Source organism: Chryseobacterium sp., from assembly GCF_022712095.1.
Classification (GTDB): domain Bacteria; phylum Bacteroidota; class Bacteroidia; order Flavobacteriales; family Weeksellaceae; genus Chryseobacterium.
In genome coordinates, this window is record NZ_JALAHD010000129.1 from 1 (window position 1) to 15419 (window position 15419).

16 protein-coding genes are annotated in these 15419 nt (G+C 35.4%); 7 read left to right on the plus strand and 9 right to left on the minus strand.

Features of this window, described 5'->3' with window-relative positions:
- Nucleotides 1–127 precede the first annotated feature (127 nt).
- Genes Q0A18_RS06445 through Q0A18_RS06455 form a run of 3 tightly spaced genes read left to right on the plus strand, consistent with a single transcriptional unit; the run spans nucleotide 128 to nucleotide 2141 of the window.
- The gene (locus tag Q0A18_RS06445) at nucleotides 128–1303 is read left to right on the plus strand and encodes a thioredoxin fold domain-containing protein (protein WP_292009324.1); all 1176 of its coding nucleotides are present in this window, start codon (nucleotides 128–130) and stop codon (nucleotides 1301–1303) included.
- Between the two features lie 6 nt (nucleotides 1304–1309).
- The gene (locus Q0A18_RS06450) at nucleotides 1310–1933 is read left to right on the plus strand and encodes a DUF3575 domain-containing protein (protein WP_292009325.1); all 624 of its coding nucleotides are present in this window, start codon (nucleotides 1310–1312) and stop codon (nucleotides 1931–1933) included.
- A 1-nt stretch (nucleotide 1934) separates the two neighbouring features.
- A complete protein-coding gene (locus Q0A18_RS06455; RefSeq protein WP_292009326.1) occupies nucleotides 1935–2141 on the plus strand; it encodes a hypothetical protein in 207 nt (68 codons plus the stop codon).
- Here the strand turns inward: Q0A18_RS06455 and Q0A18_RS06460 are convergent.
- A complete protein-coding gene (locus Q0A18_RS06460) occupies nucleotides 2138–3334 on the minus strand; it encodes a DUF1343 domain-containing protein (protein ID WP_292009327.1) in 1197 nt (398 codons plus the stop codon). The two genes, Q0A18_RS06455 and Q0A18_RS06460, sit on opposite strands and share 4 nt — an antisense overlap.
- Before the next feature lie 4 nt (nucleotides 3335–3338).
- Between Q0A18_RS06460 and Q0A18_RS06465 the strand changes: the two genes are divergently transcribed.
- Both Q0A18_RS06465 and Q0A18_RS06470 read left to right on the plus strand, forming a co-directional pair.
- Nucleotides 3339–4568 carry an FtsX-like permease family protein gene (locus tag Q0A18_RS06465; protein ID WP_292009328.1) on the plus strand — a complete coding sequence of 410 codons (1230 nt, stop codon included), beginning with the start codon at nucleotides 3339–3341 and terminating at the stop codon, nucleotides 4566–4568.
- 134 nt (nucleotides 4569–4702) lie between these two features.
- A complete protein-coding gene (locus Q0A18_RS06470; RefSeq protein ID WP_292009329.1) occupies nucleotides 4703–5686 on the plus strand; it encodes a pyridoxal-phosphate dependent enzyme in 984 nt (327 codons plus the stop codon).
- Nucleotides 5687–5736: 50 nt separating this feature from the next.
- Here Q0A18_RS06470 and Q0A18_RS06475 read toward each other — a convergent pair whose 3' ends face one another.
- The gene (locus Q0A18_RS06475) at nucleotides 5737–6039 is read right to left on the minus strand and encodes a chaperone modulator CbpM (RefSeq protein WP_292009330.1); all 303 of its coding nucleotides are present in this window, start codon (nucleotides 6037–6039) and stop codon (nucleotides 5737–5739) included.
- 3 nt (nucleotides 6040–6042) lie between these two features.
- Nucleotides 6043–6954 (minus strand): J domain-containing protein, encoded by a 912-nt coding sequence (locus Q0A18_RS06480; protein WP_292009331.1) that lies wholly within the window; start codon nucleotides 6952–6954, stop codon nucleotides 6043–6045.
- A 95-nt stretch (nucleotides 6955–7049) separates the two neighbouring features.
- Here Q0A18_RS06480 and Q0A18_RS06485 point away from each other — a divergent pair, with 95 nt between their 5' ends.
- Nucleotides 7050–8252 carry a dicarboxylate/amino acid:cation symporter gene (locus Q0A18_RS06485; protein WP_292009332.1) on the plus strand — a complete coding sequence of 401 codons (1203 nt, stop codon included), beginning with the start codon at nucleotides 7050–7052 and terminating at the stop codon, nucleotides 8250–8252.
- A gap of 15 nt (nucleotides 8253–8267) precedes the next feature.
- Here Q0A18_RS06485 and Q0A18_RS06490 read toward each other — a convergent pair whose 3' ends face one another.
- From Q0A18_RS06490 to Q0A18_RS06500, 3 genes are all read right to left on the minus strand, one after another.
- Nucleotides 8268–8651: a DUF779 domain-containing protein gene (locus tag Q0A18_RS06490; RefSeq protein WP_292009333.1), complete on the minus strand. Its 384-nt coding sequence runs from the start codon at nucleotides 8649–8651 to the stop codon at nucleotides 8268–8270.
- Between the two features lie 69 nt (nucleotides 8652–8720).
- Complete coding sequence (gene adhP, locus Q0A18_RS06495) at nucleotides 8721–9755, minus strand: alcohol dehydrogenase AdhP (RefSeq protein ID WP_292009334.1); 1035 nt, start codon at nucleotides 9753–9755, stop codon at nucleotides 8721–8723.
- A gap of 113 nt (nucleotides 9756–9868) precedes the next feature.
- Nucleotides 9869–11395, minus strand: coding sequence for an aldehyde dehydrogenase family protein (locus Q0A18_RS06500; RefSeq protein ID WP_292009335.1), 1527 nt, complete (start codon nucleotides 11393–11395; stop codon nucleotides 9869–9871).
- A gap of 182 nt (nucleotides 11396–11577) precedes the next feature.
- On the opposite strand from Q0A18_RS06500, the gene Q0A18_RS06505 reads away from it, so the two are divergent.
- Nucleotides 11578–12501, plus strand: a complete 924-nt coding sequence (locus Q0A18_RS06505; protein WP_292009336.1) for an AraC family transcriptional regulator — start codon at nucleotides 11578–11580, stop codon at nucleotides 12499–12501.
- A gap of 301 nt (nucleotides 12502–12802) precedes the next feature.
- On the opposite strand, the gene Q0A18_RS06510 is transcribed toward Q0A18_RS06505, so the two are convergent.
- The 3 genes from Q0A18_RS06510 to Q0A18_RS06520 form a co-directional block, all read right to left on the minus strand.
- A complete protein-coding gene (locus Q0A18_RS06510; RefSeq protein WP_292009337.1) occupies nucleotides 12803–13357 on the minus strand; it encodes a hypothetical protein in 555 nt (184 codons plus the stop codon).
- Between the two features lie 76 nt (nucleotides 13358–13433).
- Complete coding sequence (locus Q0A18_RS06515; RefSeq protein WP_292009338.1) at nucleotides 13434–13733, minus strand: hypothetical protein; 300 nt, start codon at nucleotides 13731–13733, stop codon at nucleotides 13434–13436.
- Between the two features lie 366 nt (nucleotides 13734–14099).
- A partial coding sequence (locus Q0A18_RS06520; protein WP_292009339.1) for a hydroxymethylglutaryl-CoA synthase occupies nucleotides 14100–15419 on the minus strand: 1320 nt, incomplete at its 5' end.

Consider the following 15419-nt stretch of genomic DNA (forward strand, 5'->3'; position numbering starts at 1 on the left):
GATATTTATAATAAAAAATACCAATCAGAGGGTAACGTTTTACTAATGATCAGTTTGTTATTTAAAACTATTTAACAGTCCATTTAGGATGAAAATAAGTATATTCGCCTTTTAATTTAATTGAAGAATGAAGAAGTTAGTCTCAGGGGTATTTTTATTTACTTCCATTATTGCCTTTGCTCAGGAAGCTATTCAGTTTCAGAATCTTCCTTTCCAGGAACTTATAGGTAAAGCAAAAAAGGAAAATAAAATCGTCTTTATTGATGCGTATGCCTCATGGTGTGGCCCCTGTAAACTTATGGAGAAAAATATTTTTTCTCAGAAATCCGTAGGAGACTATTATAATGCTAATTTCGTGAATGCAAGATTCGATATGGAAAAAGGTGAGGGACGCGATCTTGCCAGGAAATATGGAGTACGCTCCTATCCTACTTATCTTTTCCTGAACGGTGACGGTGAACTGATTTCCCAGAATTACGGTTATATGGAAGAAGGCCTATTCTTAGCCATGGCACAGGATATCAATTCTCCCAATAATAAAAAAGGTTCATTAAAAGAGAGATTTGCAAACGGAGAAAAAGATCCGGAATTTCTGGTTAATATTATGAAGCTGTCCTCTACTTCCGACTTTGAATTTGCCAAAAAAGCATCCGAAAGATACTTTGAAAATAAGAAAAAGAATGAAGAACTGACCAGAGATGAACTCGGATATTTATTCTTTTTTATAAAATCTGTCGAAGATCCTAATTATAAAGTTTTTGCAGACAGAAAAGCGGAAATCATTAAATATGTTCCTGAAGATACTTATAAACAATTCGATGATCAGATGAAATTATCTAAAATCATTGAAGAGTCCGTTGATGACAAGAACAACCGTATTGATGAAAAAGCATTTCTAGCAAAAGCCGAACCTATAGTAGGAAAAGAAGAAGCTCAGATGCGACTTAATCAGACCAAACTAAGTTATTATGAGTTTCATGAAAATTATCCGGCCTATGAAACAACGGCCTTAGAATATTACAAAAACCCAGATTCTTTTGATCCTAACGAATTATTAAGAGCAGCATGGGTATTTTCCAATCATGTATCCAATACCGCATCTTTAAAGAAAGCTGTTGAGTGGGCGGAAAAATCAGTAATGAGATCAGAAACATCAGAAAACACTTACATCTTAGCTAAGCTTTATTTCCTGACCGGAAATAAAGAAATGGCCAAAACCTACGCTGAGATGTCTAAAAACAGAACCACTAATAACGATAAATTCTCAAATCTTGCAGAAGAACTATTAAAAGAAATAAAATAAGATTACATGCTGAAACATAGTTTTTTAACAGGACTTTTGTGCTTTTTATCCATTGAAGGTCTATATGCCCAGGAAAAGAAAGAAGAGCCTAGCACCTACATTAAAGCCAATGCTTTATTCCTTCCTATCGGAGTATTAAATGCAGGGATAGAACACCAGATAAAAGATAAAATTACGATACAGGGCGATATTTTCATTTCTCCATGGAAATCATTTGCAGGACATGAATTTCAATATTATTCTCTATCAGTAGAAGGAAGATATTATTTTGATGAGGCCTTTAAGCACTGGTATATTGGAGCCAATCTTTCCGCGGCATCTTTTGTATTGCAAAAGTGGAATTACTGGAGCGATAGTATATATGTTAATGCCAATAACCAAGGGTTAAAAAAATCCAACCTATACCAAAAAGGATTCTCTTATTTATTGGGTATAACTGCCGGATATCAGTTTAAACTAGGAGAAAACTGGAACATGGATGTTTATGCCACAGTAGGAACTTCACAGGACTTCTATAAAGGGTATGACCGAACCACTGGACTTCGATACGATCCAGCTCATAAATATAATAAAAGTGGAGAAATACTCCCTTATAGAGGAGGTATTATGATATCTTATAAATTAAAGTAATATGAAGTTATTCGGACAGCAGCATATCATTATTTCAGTAATTACCTTTGCTATTCTTTTCCTGATGAACTATTTAGGAAATGAATCACCCGATAAAATGGAAAGAGCATTATTAACCGCAGTGGCAGGAGTCATTGGACTTACAATCGGGCTTTTTATTTTAAATAAGGGGAAAAACGGAGATAAGCCACCACACGACTTCGATTAATCTTTATAGATAACATATTTCATCCTAATCTTTTCAAAGTCTTCCAGATCTTTCTTCCAGGAAGATTTAATCTCTGACATAGATCGGCGAGCTATAATCTGTTTTCTCAATTCATCCGTTCCTGCCAATGTATCAAACCATAGATTTTTAAGGAAGAAATCCTGACTAGGATTTTTATAGGATTCATAGGCTTTAATGACCCATTCCAAATTTAATTCACGTAAGTCTGAAGGATATTGGGAAAGGTCTTCACCATAACATAATTTTCCGTTCAAAAATGGATCTTTAGCTCCGAAATTAGGCTTTGGAGTAAACTGATATGGCAAACCTTTTGTCCATGGAGAGCCATATATCTGAAAAGGAAGGTCTGTTCCTCTTCCTACAGAAACCTGCGCACCTTCAAAAAAGCATAAACTGGGATATAAATTAATTGCTTTGTCATTTGGAAGGTTAGGAGATGGTTTATCAGACATAGGATACCGCTGTTTTTTATGATAATTATGCATTGGTATCAGCGTATATTTGGCCTGAACTCCATTCTTCAGCCACCTTTCACCATTCACCATTTTGCCATATTCGCCGATAGTTAAACCATAAATTACTGGCACTTCATGCATTCCTACAAAACTTTTCCACTTTTTCTTTAATACAGGACCATCAGTATATCCGTCATGAGGATTAGGTCTGTCCAGCACCATTATTTCTACATTATTCTCGGCTCCGGCTTCCATCAGGTAGGTTAAAGTAGAAATGTAAGTATAAAACCTCACTCCGACATCCTGAATATCAAATACTATTACATCAATTCCTTTCAGCTGTTCCGGTTTAGGCTTTTTATTATTTCCGTATAAAGAAATAATCGGGATTCCTGTTTTAGCATCTACTCCATTCTTTATCGTCTCTCCGGCATCGGCATTTCCCCTGAATCCATGCTCAGGAGCAAAAATAGCTTTAATTTTGATCCCTTTTTTCACAAGATAATCCACAAGATGGGTACGGTCTTTCATTAATCCCGTCTGATTGGTAACAATACCTACCGTTTTACCTTTTAATAAAGGAATATATAATTCAGGTTGGTCAGCACCTGTTTTAAACAGGTCTTTATCTTGAGTTTGAGAATAATACTTATTGAATACTCCTAAAAAAATTAGGCAAATAAGAAGTAAATTTTTAATTTTGAAATCTAAATTCATAAGTTTGAACTTTCCTTTATATTTCTCTAGAAAAATAGCGTTTTCCAAAGATAATAAAAATAACCTTTCAAGGGTTATTATCTTCATTGGTCGCCTTTCGGTAGCTTTAGGGATCATTGTTTCCCTGATCACTGTATCTACAGGTTTCGGTTCCAAGAAAGCCATTAAGGAAAGGCTGGCTGATTTCAACGGTCATATTACAGTAAAGTCTACCCGCTCCAACTCATCTTATAATTCTTCCGTTTTGGATAATCAGGGACTGGATATTCAAAAGATTAAAGCTCTTCCCGATGTAGAGGATGTTCAGAAATATGCTACCATTACTGGGATTATGCGTAATGAGCATAATTTTTCAGGCATTATATTTAAAGGGGTAGGCAAAGATTTTGACAGTGTACGTTTTAAAAAGTTTTTGGTGGCAGGGACTACTCCTAAAGTAACAGAAGTGGGCTACTATAATGGTGTCATGATTTCCCAGAAAATAGCAAATGACCTTCATTTAAAGGTAAAAGACAGTATTGTTACCGTTTTTTCAAAGACAGATCAGCAGCCTATTTATAGAAAATTTGAGGTAGTCGGAATTTATAAAACCGATATCAAAATGCTGGATGAACAATTTGTAATCGGAGGGATCAACCATGTAAGAAAGATTCTGGATATGAAGCCCGATGAAATCGGAGGATTAGACATATTTTTAAAAAATGTCAACGATATAGACAAAGACTTTCCAGAAATCGAAAAGCTGATTGGTTATAAAAACTATGCAGAAAAAGCAACGGAAAAGTTTCCTCAAATTACAGACTGGATCAGTATATTTGATACTAATATTGCATTGATCATTGCCATTATGCTTGTTGTTGTGATTATTAATATCATCATGGTCCTTCTTATTCTCATCATTGAAAGAACCAATTCCATCGGTTTATTAAAAACATTAGGGGCTAATAATGCACAGATCAGAGCTACATTTATTAATTATACATTAATTATTATGATACCCGGTCTTTTGTATGGCAACCTGATCGGCCTTGGTCTCATTTTCATTCAAAAATTCTTTGGAGTTATCAAGCTTAACCCCGAAAATTATTATGTAAGTACGGTTCCTGTGGATATTAATCCGGTGGCCATTATCTCAATTTCTGGTGGAATACTCCTTATCTCAGCAATTGCGCTTATTGTTCCCAGTTATCTGATCAGTAAAATCTCTCCTGTAAAAGCAATCAAGTATAATTAATTATTATTCAGATTCTTTTACGCTATTGAGCTTCATATCATTTAAAAAGAATGAAGTAATTTCTTACCTCTTTGTTACTATGCTTGGAAAGGTTAATTTGAAAGCCTTATCTTTGCACGGCATATAAACATGATATGAAATACGCAGAAAATATACTTGAAACTATAGGCAATACTCCACTGGTAAAGCTCAATAAGGTATTGGGAAGTGATTTTCCCGCACTGGTTTTGGCAAAGGTGGAAACTTTCAATCCCGGAAATTCTGTAAAAGACAGAATGGCTCTAAAAATGATTGAAGACGCTGAAAAAGACGGAAGATTAAAACCCGGAGGAACCATTATCGAAGGAACTTCCGGAAATACAGGGATGGGACTGGCGCTTGCAGCCATCGTTAAAGGATACAAATGTATTTTTGTAACCAATTCCAAACAATCTAAGGAGAAGTGCGATATCCTTCGTGCTGTAGGTGCTGAAGTAATCGTTTGTCCTACGGATGTAAAACCTACTGATCCGCGTTCTTATTATTCTGTTTCCAAAAGATTGGCAAAAGAGACTGAAAACGGATGGTATGTCAATCAATATGATAATCTTTCCAACAGACAGGCACATTATGAATCTACTGCCCCTGAAATATGGGAACAAACGGAAGGAAAGCTTACTCATTTCGTAGTAGGTGCCGGAACAGGCGGTACGGTAACAGGTTGTGGGATGTTCTTCAAAGAAAAAAATCCTAATATCAAGGTAATCGGTGTAGACACCTATGGTTCTATTCTAAAAGAATTCCATGAGACAGGAGAACTTCACTACGATCATGCCTATACCTATATTACAGAAGGAATTGGTGAAGACATTATTCCTGAAAATTATGACATGTCCATTATCGACCATTTTGAAAAGGTTACGGATAAGGACGGAGCTATTTATGCACGAAAACTGGCTAAAGAAGAAGGGATTTTCTGCGGATATTCTGCAGGAAGCGCTATAGCTTCTTTGGTTCAAATGAAAGATCAGTTCACTAAAGATGATATTATTATCGTTTTATTACACGATCACGGTTCAAGATATGTAGGAAAAATCTACAATGATGACTGGATGAAAGAAATGGGTTGGCTGGATTAAAAATATATAATATTTATATAAAGAAAAACAGAGCTAAAAGCTCTGTTTTTTTATTCTTCCTGATGCCTTTCACTCATTGCAGTAAGCTTATTCACCAACTCTCTGTTTCTCTGTTTCAGATTCTCTATTTTATGAAGCATATCCTGAATCACTTCCAGCCCCGGAAGATTTATTTCCAGATCATAATGCCAATTGGTGTATTTTTCAAAAGCAGGAAGATCTTCATACAATACATAGGTAATATTGTCTTCGGTTTCTACTTTTAATAATCCGTATTCTACCAATTCATTAAAAAAACTGATTTCGATATTATATATTTTTACGAGTTCTTCTCTCGATATTCTTTCGATCATGGTTTACGAATTTTTAAGTTGCTCAAAAAGTTCTTTCTGTTTTTCGGTAAGATTCGTTGGTAATTTTACTTCATAGGTCACGAAAAGATCACCAAACTGCCCGTCTTTTTTATAAACCGGAAATCCTTTTCCTTTTAATCTTACGGTTAATCCGTTCTGGGTTTCGGGTTTTACTTTAAAGTTAACATTTCCGTCCAGTGTATTAACTTTGACATCACCTCCCAAAACTGCTGTATAAAGGTCAATTACCACCTTGGTTTTAAGGTCATCTCCTATCCTTTCAAAATCGGGATCTACCGGAATATTGAATGTGATATACAGATCTCCGTTAGGACCCCCATTGAATCCCGGATTTCCATGTCCTTTCAATTTGATCTGCTGTCCGTCATATACACCTGCCGGAATAGTAATCCTTACTTTTTTTCCGTTAATATCAAAAGTCTGCTGATGGGATTTCGCAGCATCTTTTAAATCCAGGTTCAGTTCTGCCTGAATATCCTGACCTTTAAATTTTCCTGAAGCACTCCCTCGTGAGCTTCTGCCAAATCCTCCTGAACCTCCGAACATATTTTGAAAGAAATCAGAAAAATCTTCTCCTTCTCCAAAATCAGCACCTGAAAATCCTCCTCCATAGTTTTGACTTTGCTGATATTGTCTTTGCTGCTGTTGAGCCTTTTCATATTCTTCTCCATGTTTCCAGTTTTCACCATACTTATCATATTTAGTACGGTTTTCAGGATTACTGAGAACTTCATTGGCTTCATTCAGTTCTTTGAATTTTTTCTCTGCTTCCTTGTCATTGGGATTAAGGTCCGGATGTAGTTTTCTTGCCAGTTTTCGATAGGCTTTTTTTATGTCATCCTGAGTTGCGTTTTTGTTTACGCCTAAAATTTTATAATAGTCTATATAAGCCATTAGAAACGTATGTTTTACTCAAATTTACTAAATTTGAGCCTGAAAGTTGTACAAAATAATGTTAAAATAAACTTATATTTGACAAAAAACACCTTATGAGAGAAGTCTTTAAAAATTATTCCGGAATACTATTTTTATTATTCGGGATTACCATCGGGAGCATTTTAGGAATTACTGCTCCTGGATTTGTAATGAATATAAAACCACTGGGAGACATCTTTCTTAATCTCCTTTTTGTAAGCGTAGTTCCTTTGGTATTCTTTGCAGTGTGTAATTCTATTGCTTCTCTGGAACAGCAGTCAAAGTTTGGAAAGATCATTCTTACTATGGCCTTTACTTTTCTTCTTTTTATATTAATTGCGGCTATTTACACCATTAGTGTCGTTTATTTCTTTCCTTTATCTTCTCTTTCGGGAAGTTCAGAAATCATTACGGAAGGAGCTTCAGAAAGTGAAAGCTGGCAAAACAGAATTGTAAGCTTTTTTACCGTAGGAGAATATACGGAGCTTTTTTCCAGAAAAAATATGCTGGCATTACTTATCTTTTCTTTCTTAACGGGATTCGCAGCCAGAAAATCAGGGGAAAAGGGTCAGCAATTCCGAGCTTTTATTGCATCCGGATATGAGGTAATGAAAGAATTATTATTATTAATCATGAAGCTAGCTCCCGTTGGGTTAGGTACTTATTTTGCCTATCAGGTAGCTACTTTAGGCCCACAATTGGTAGGTTTTTATGCAAAACCTCTTGGAATATATTATGTGGCAGGTACAGTTTATTTCTTTGTATTTTTCTCACTGTATGCTTTTATCGCTAATGGAAAAACAGGATTTACAAGTTTCTGGAAGAATGCAATCTACCCGACTTTAACTGCATTAAGTACGTGCAGCAGCTTTGCAAGTATGCCCGCTAACCTACAGGCTGCCTCTAAAATTGGTATTCCAAGTTCTATCGCTAATCTGGTGATTCCTATCGGATCTACTCTACACAAGAATGGATCTTCTATCTCATCGATCATTAAAATCTACGTAGCTTTCCTGATCATAGGAAGGGATTTTTTCGATCCTTCCAACCTTCTGTTAGCTTTGGGGATTACCGTATTTGTGAGTATTGTGGCAGGAGGTATTCCAAATGGAGGGTATATTGGGGAAATGCTGATGATTTCTGTCTACAAATTGCCACAGGAAGCTATTCCCGCAGTTATGATTATCGGAACATTAGTGGATCCTTTGGCCACAGTATTAAATTCTGTGGGTGATATTGTAGCAGCGATGTTTGTGAATCGGTTTATAAAGACCTGATTTTTTACGTTTATTTTATTCACTGCGTTTTACCGGTTCAAGTTTTTCATATTCTTCCGGTTTGAATAGAGTATAATGAACCTTAAAGGTTTTTCCCATAGGTGTTTCAAGGGAAAATCCTCCAGGTCCGAAGCCATCCAGCACATCCAATGTAAAGTGCGAGTATTTCCAGTATTCGAATAAATCCCGGTCTACCCAGAATTCGTGCCCGTTAATTGTGCCTATCATCGTATCATTCATTCTTGGATAGAAACCTCCTTTTTCAAAACATTGGGGCTGGGTACCTTCACAGCACCCTCCGGCCTGATAAAACATAAGGTCCCCGTATTTTTTTTCTAATTCCCAGATTACTTCCAATGCTTCTTCTGTAACCGATAATCTGGATATCTTTGTTTCCATTAGATTTATTTTTATTAAAGTTAAAAAAACCTGACAAATTAATTGTCAGGTTGTAAAGCGTTTTATTATTTAGTTTGGACTTGCAATGTCCAATACTATTCTACCGTCAATCTGACCTTTTTTCATTTTATCAAAGACATCATTAATATCTTCTAATTTAGCAGAAGTTACCGTAGCCTTCACTAATCCTTCATTGGCAAAATCCAAAGCTTCCTGAAGATCTTTTCTGGTTCCTACAATAGAACCTCTTACTGTAATTCTTTTCAGAACCGTTTCAAATATTGGCAATTCAAAGGATCCCGGAGGAAGCCCGTTCAAAGCAATTGTTCCTTTTCTTCTCAACACATCGATTCCCTGTTTGAAAGCGATTGGAGAAACCGCAGTAATCAGGGCACCATGCATACCTCCTACTTCTTTATGTAAATATTCTCCCGGATCTGTAGTTTTAGCATTCACTACTAAATCTGCCCCAAGTTTTTTAGCCAAATCCAATTTATCATCCGCCACATCGATTGCTGCTACATGCATTCCCATTGCTTTTGCATACTGCACCGCCACGTGGCCCAGTCCACCGATTCCCGAAATCGCTACCCATTCTCCGGGTTTTGTTTCAGTTTCTTTTAGTCCTTTATATACGGTTACACCGGCACAAAGGATCGGAGCTATTTCCAAAAAGTTCACATTGGATTTAAGATGTCCTACATATCTTGAATCTGCAATTACATATTCAGCAAATCCTCCGTCTACACTATATCCCCCATTTTGCTGAGCCTCACACAATGTTTCCCATCCTGTAATACAATAATCACAACATCCACAGGCACTGTATAACCAAGGAACTCCAACAGCATCACCCTCTTTTACCTGAGCTTCAGGACCACATGCTACTACAATTCCAACTCCTTCGTGTCCCGGAATTAAAGGCATTTTCGGTTTTGCAGGCCAGTCTCCGTCCACAGCATGTAAGTCGGTATGACAAACACCACAGGCGATTACTTTCACCAATACTTCATATCTTCCCGGTTCTCTTACCGGAACCTCTTCAATTTTTAACGGCTGGCCATAGCCTTGCACTACTGCAGCCTTCATAGTTTTTGGAATCATAAATTTTCTTTAGTTTTTGGTATTAATTTATCAGATAATAAAATAGCTTTGAATGCTTCAGAATTCATCCACATTCAAAGCTAATTTTAAAAAATCGGAACTTATTTTACTTTTTAAAAGAATCCAAGTTTGTTCTTGTTATAAGAAATCAGCATATTTTTAGTCTGACGGTAGTGATCCAACATCATCTTGTGATTTTCTCTACCTATACCTGATTGCTTATATCCTCCGAACGGAGCTCCTGCAGGATATGAGTGGTATTGATTTACCCATACTCTTCCCGCCTGAACGTGACGTGGAATCTGATACAGCTGATGTGCATCTCTTGTCCATACTCCAGCCCCTAATCCATAGATGGTATCATTTGCAATTTCTAATGCTTCTGCTTCATCTTTAAATGTCGTAAATGCTAATACAGGTCCAAAAATTTCTTCCTGGAAAATTCTCATTTTGTTATGCCCTTTAAAGATAGTCGGCTGAATGTAGTATCCTTCTTCTAAACCTTCAATCGTATTTACATCTCCACCTGTCAACACTTCAGCTCCTTCTTCTTTTCCTAATTTAATATAGGAAAGGATTTTGTCTTTCTGAATTTTAGATGCCTGAGCTCCCATCATTACAGTCTTATCAAGCGGATTTCCAACTTTAATCGCTTTTGTTCTTTCCACTACTTTTGCAATGAATTTATCAGCGATATCCTCTTGTACCAACAGTCTTGAAGGACATGTACAGATCTCTCCCTGATTTAATGCAAAAAGAACTGCTCCTTCAACAGCTTTATCCAGGAATTCATCATCGGCATCCATTACAGAATTAAAGAAGATGTTCGGAGATTTTCCTCCTAATTCCAATGTTACCGGGATAATGTTTTCCGTAGCATACTGCATTACCATTCTACCTGTAGCAGTAGATCCTGTAAATGCTGCTTTAGCCACTTTAGGGTTAGTTACCAATGCTCTGCCCAGCTCTGCTCCAAAACCGTTTACTACGTTAAGAACTCCAGCTGGAAGTAAGTCCCCAATTAATTCAACTAACACTAAAATAGAGATCGGTGTACTTTCTGCCGGTTTTAATACTACGCAGTTTCCTGCTGCCAAAGCCGGAGCCAGTTTCCAAACTGCCATTAGTAACGGGAAATTCCAAGGAATAATTTGAGCAATTACTCCAAGTGGCTCATGAACGATTAAAGAAACGGTATCTTTATCCAATTCATTATGAGATCCTTCTTCTGCACGGATTACTGAGGCAAAGTAACGGAAGTGATCGATCGCCAGCGGTAAATCTGCCGCTAATGTTTCTCTTACCGCCTTTCCGTTGTCAATTGTTTCTACTGTAGCAAGATATTCAAGATTTTGTTCCATTCTATCTGCTATCTTATTAAGGATAATACTTCTTTCTGTGGAAGAAGTGTCTTTCCATGTTTTAAAAGCCTTTTCAGCTGCATTTACCGCAAGATCAAGATCTTCTTTGGAAGAATGTGCTGCCTGTGTAAATACTTTTCCGTTAATTGGAGAAACCACATCAAAAAACTGCCCGTTTACCGGAGCTGTGAATTTACCATCGATATAATTGCTGTATTGGCTTTTGAATTGAGGCCACTGAAAGGTAGTCTCTGATTTTTGTTCTGTTATTGTACTCATGATAATATCTAATTACTATTTCTGTATCACCAAATTACATTTTCATGACAAAAATCACGTAGCACAATCGTACAAAAAAACATCAAAATAATATTCTGGCATAACTTTATAATTTTCTTAACAATTTCATGAATTCAAAAATTCCTATATTTGATATAGCAGGTCACACTAAATATTTGAAAATGAATGATCATAAATTTTTATTAAATACTCCTAAGTTAAAAAAGGAAAGTCAGCTTTCCAGCTTAGTGGAAAATCAAACTAAATTTAATCTTAACAATTGTGAGTTTAGTATTTATGAAACCCACAGACCTGCTTTTGGGGTAAAACTTCATTTCGACAATATTGCATTTACAGCCATGCTTCAGGGAAAAAAATGGATGAAGCTAGAAAATAAGACACCCTATTTTGAATATACTCCCGGAGAAAGTATTTTAATGGCACCCGGAGAAACTATGGTGATCGATTTTCCGGAAGCCGACAGAATACCTACCCAATGTATTTCCCTCAGCCTTAATCCTGAATTTATTGAAGATACTCTCAATTATTTGAACTATGCCCTGCCTAAAGTAGATGAAACATCTCAATGGAATGTCCATCTGGAAGAATATTTTCTTTTTAACAATCAGTCGCTCGCTTCTGCTACCAATAATATTATGAGAATAGCGATGGATACGAACTCTCAAAAAGATATTATAGCTGATTTTGCTTTAAAGGAATTACTGATCCGCCTTATGCAAACCCAGGCAAGGAAATTAGTTGAAAGGAATCTCGCTAAAAATAAATCAAGGATTTCCTATGTAGTAGATTATATCAGAAAGAATCTTCACCAAAAACTTTCGATTGACAGCATTGCAAAACTAGCCTATGTAAGCAAATCCAATTTCTTTAAAATGTTCAAGGAAGAACTGGGAACTTCCCCTAATGAATTCATTTTAAAGGAGCGTATCAACAGGGCCAAAGAATTACTCGCTAACAAAAACAGTATCAAAGAAACAGCATTTCAAACCGGATTTTCTGATACTAATTATTTTACAAGGGTGTTTAAACAGCTTGTGGGAATTACCCCGAAGAATTATCAGAATAAGGTGATGTTTTTTGAGTAGAATAAATATCAATTATTCCCATTCGTTGACATATAATTAATAAAAACGTTCCAGGTAAACATGGGCCACAAGCTCACAATTCTATTGAGTTTTTTTCATGTATAGCTAAATCAGATTCTTCATTAGTAAGGTCATCTGCTAAATATAAGGTTGTATAAAAATCTTCTTCTCCCTTGAAATCCTTAAGATTTAATAAAAATTCCTCTTATGAAAGCAATTTATTTTTAATTCCTTCAACTCTATAAGCCAAGCAAGTTTCAAATTCTTATCTTCTAATATTTTCATTATCTTAAATTGATCTTTATTTTTCTATTTTCTTCGCATCTTGCATGGCTTGTAAGAAAATACTAAAATCATCGGGAACAAAATCTTCTAATCTGGAAATATCAATCTTCTCAGCCTGCCAAAAATGTTCAATTTTCATAAGCTTATTCAAATCTTTCCCTGAAATTATTTTCCCTAAAATATCCGAATAATAGGAGGCAACATCAATTCTTAATTTTTCGATTCCCACATGATAGATTTTAGTATCTGAATTAAGTATTTTATCAATTTTGCATAAAAGCCTACAGCAATACAAAACCTCATTTTCTTTCAAATAGAATTTTTGAAAAAAGATTGGCTTTAATCTGTTGAATATAGATTTTTCTTTAGGAATAAAATTGAAGTGCTTCAAACACGCTGTAGGTAGATGAAAACTATTAATTAAGTACTCAGCCACGAGAGAAGGTGCTATTATATTCTTAAAATAGTCTTGGAACTCTGCCCATGAATTCCATCTACTTCTATCAAGTGAAAGATCAATTAGCCGCAGATAAGCATATAGAAATAATAATTGGTGATACTTAATTTTCATAGCTTTCAATGAATAACTTATTATTTACAATAAATTAATCTCGATAAGCTTCTCTTCAAGTAAAAACTATTTATGACTAAGTCATAAATTTCAATTTAACAGGAGAAGAAACATCCAATATTATTATATCTTCACAATAAAAATGAATAGTATCATTCTCATAATCTTCAATTTGATAGTGGATAAACTCTAACCCATTATTCGAAACATCAATTATATCGAAACCGGAAACTTGCTGAAGACCATTATAATTATAATCAAAATCAATTTTTAAGCTGGATACATTTTCAAAATTAACAGACACCTCAAAGAAATTATCCTGCTGATCAGGCCATCCAAATTTTTGATTTCGTAATTGAGAATAGAAGATAATCATAAGTTTATTTTCTTCCAACTCATACTCTTAATAAATGCTATGTCGGATAGTTTCCAATCTGGATATATATTTACGACTTTTTCTATATTATTTATTTTTTTCATTCTTTCCAAAAATTAAACAATGTTTCTTTTCCTCTATCGCTGAACCCCGGCCCATATTCATATTGGTGTAAATGAGGAATATTATCATTTTTGAACCTTAAATGAAAAATCAGTATATATCCGGCTACCCAATTTTTCACAAAAATAAAAATCACCCTGTCGTTTTCACCAACTATTGATAAACTTAAAGCAACTTAAATTTAAGACACAAAAAAGCCCCTTAATCGGGACTTTTCATAATATATAGAAAAAGGTAATACAATTATTCCTGATAAGAGTAATATCTGGCTCCCTTCAAAACCGGACTCTCCAATTCTACAGATTCTAGGCCGAATCCTTTATAATTTTTATTAACAGACTCTTTCAATTGTTTTCTATGGAGTTTTTCATAGGTCTCAAAATTAATAGCTGTTCTTTTCTTTAATGTCTCAAACAGGTTCCATTTTGAAACCACATTTTTCCAGTTTTCTGAGATTTTACCTGCAAAAACTTTAGATTTGGAACCGCTTCCATACCCTAAGAAACCAATTTCCTTACCAGCCAGATCTTCATTATCATTATATGAAGTCTGTAAAGCGGAAAGAAGTGCCATAAAAATAGAAGCTGTATACATATTTCCTATCTCCGAAGAAGCTCTTTGTGACTTCTCTATTTTTTCATTGATAAATGCAATATATTCTTCGGATTTAGCAACAGCTTTTTGTTCTTCCGGCGTCTGATAAGATATATTATTTTCTAAGCTGTAAATCTCTGTAAAAACTCTTTTTCCATGAAAAGCATAAGGCAGGTGAAAAATAAGATATTTCCAGTGCTGGTAAGGTTTTTCCTGTCCTGTAATATTTTTGTAATGTTGATAAGCTTCACGTATCCTATCCTGATAACACTGATTGGAATACTGACCATCAAAAACAGGCTCATCTGTGAAAATTTCAATAGTATCCGGAAAAGATTCCGGAGCATTGGTAAGGTTCCCTTTATCAAATAATCTTCTTGGCTTAAAGAAATCAAAAACACTTTCTGTAGCTACTCCCCAATTATTTTCAATTTCCAGAAGATCAGGCTTTGATGATACCAGTAAAGCAACTGCTCCTCCACCTTGTGTATATTCGCCTGAAGAAGCCAGTTCATATTTGGCATAATCACTGGAAATTACAATGGCTTTTTTATCGGGATTAACCCTTACGAAATCTAAAGAATTATGCAGAGCATCTACTGCTCCTACACACGCAAAGGTCATATCCACCACATCACAATTCCTGAAACACCTTTCTCCAAATTCCTTTTCAAGTATCTTTTCCACCATCTGCATAGCATATGTAGCCGTAGGCTTTGCCGCATCAAGAGCACTTTCTGTTCCTAAATAAATTCTTGCAATATCCTTAGGGTTGATATTATAATCTTTGATCAATTTTAATAATGATTCTGCTGCAAATGTGGCTGCATCTTCATGAACATCTGCTAATGCCATCTTATGTAAACCAAGCCCTTTTTCCAATTTTGCCGGTTCTATTCCTCTCTTTTCCGCTAAATCCTTTATCTCCAAATATAAGGAAGGCACATAATAACTCGCAGCCTCTATTCC

Coding starts and splice junctions, on each gene's coding strand:
- Q0A18_RS06450 (WP_292009325.1), top strand. CDS start 1,310: ATGCTGAAACATAGTTTTTTAACAGGACTTTTGTGCTTTTTATCCATT.
- Q0A18_RS06515 (WP_292009338.1), bottom strand. CDS start 13,733: ATGATTATCTTCTATTCTCAATTACGAAATCAAAAATTTGGATGGCCT.
- Q0A18_RS06500 (WP_292009335.1), bottom strand. CDS start 11,395: ATGAGTACAATAACAGAACAAAAATCAGAGACTACCTTTCAGTGGCCT.
- Q0A18_RS06445 (WP_292009324.1), top strand. CDS start 128: ATGAAGAAGTTAGTCTCAGGGGTATTTTTATTTACTTCCATTATTGCC.
- Q0A18_RS06485 (WP_292009332.1), top strand. CDS start 7,050: ATGAGAGAAGTCTTTAAAAATTATTCCGGAATACTATTTTTATTATTC.
- Q0A18_RS06505 (WP_292009336.1), top strand. CDS start 11,578: ATGAATGATCATAAATTTTTATTAAATACTCCTAAGTTAAAAAAGGAA.
- Q0A18_RS06455 (WP_292009326.1), top strand. CDS start 1,935: ATGAAGTTATTCGGACAGCAGCATATCATTATTTCAGTAATTACCTTT.
- Q0A18_RS06510 (WP_292009337.1), bottom strand. CDS start 13,357: ATGAAAATTAAGTATCACCAATTATTATTTCTATATGCTTATCTGCGG.
- adhP (WP_292009334.1), bottom strand. CDS start 9,755: ATGATTCCAAAAACTATGAAGGCTGCAGTAGTGCAAGGCTATGGCCAG.
- Q0A18_RS06490 (WP_292009333.1), bottom strand. CDS start 8,651: ATGGAAACAAAGATATCCAGATTATCGGTTACAGAAGAAGCATTGGAA.
- Q0A18_RS06460 (WP_292009327.1), bottom strand. CDS start 3,334: ATGAATTTAGATTTCAAAATTAAAAATTTACTTCTTATTTGCCTAATT.
- Q0A18_RS06475 (WP_292009330.1), bottom strand. CDS start 6,039: ATGATCGAAAGAATATCGAGAGAAGAACTCGTAAAAATATATAATATC.
- Q0A18_RS06470 (WP_292009329.1), top strand. CDS start 4,703: ATGAAATACGCAGAAAATATACTTGAAACTATAGGCAATACTCCACTG.
- Q0A18_RS06480 (WP_292009331.1), bottom strand. CDS start 6,954: ATGGCTTATATAGACTATTATAAAATTTTAGGCGTAAACAAAAACGCA.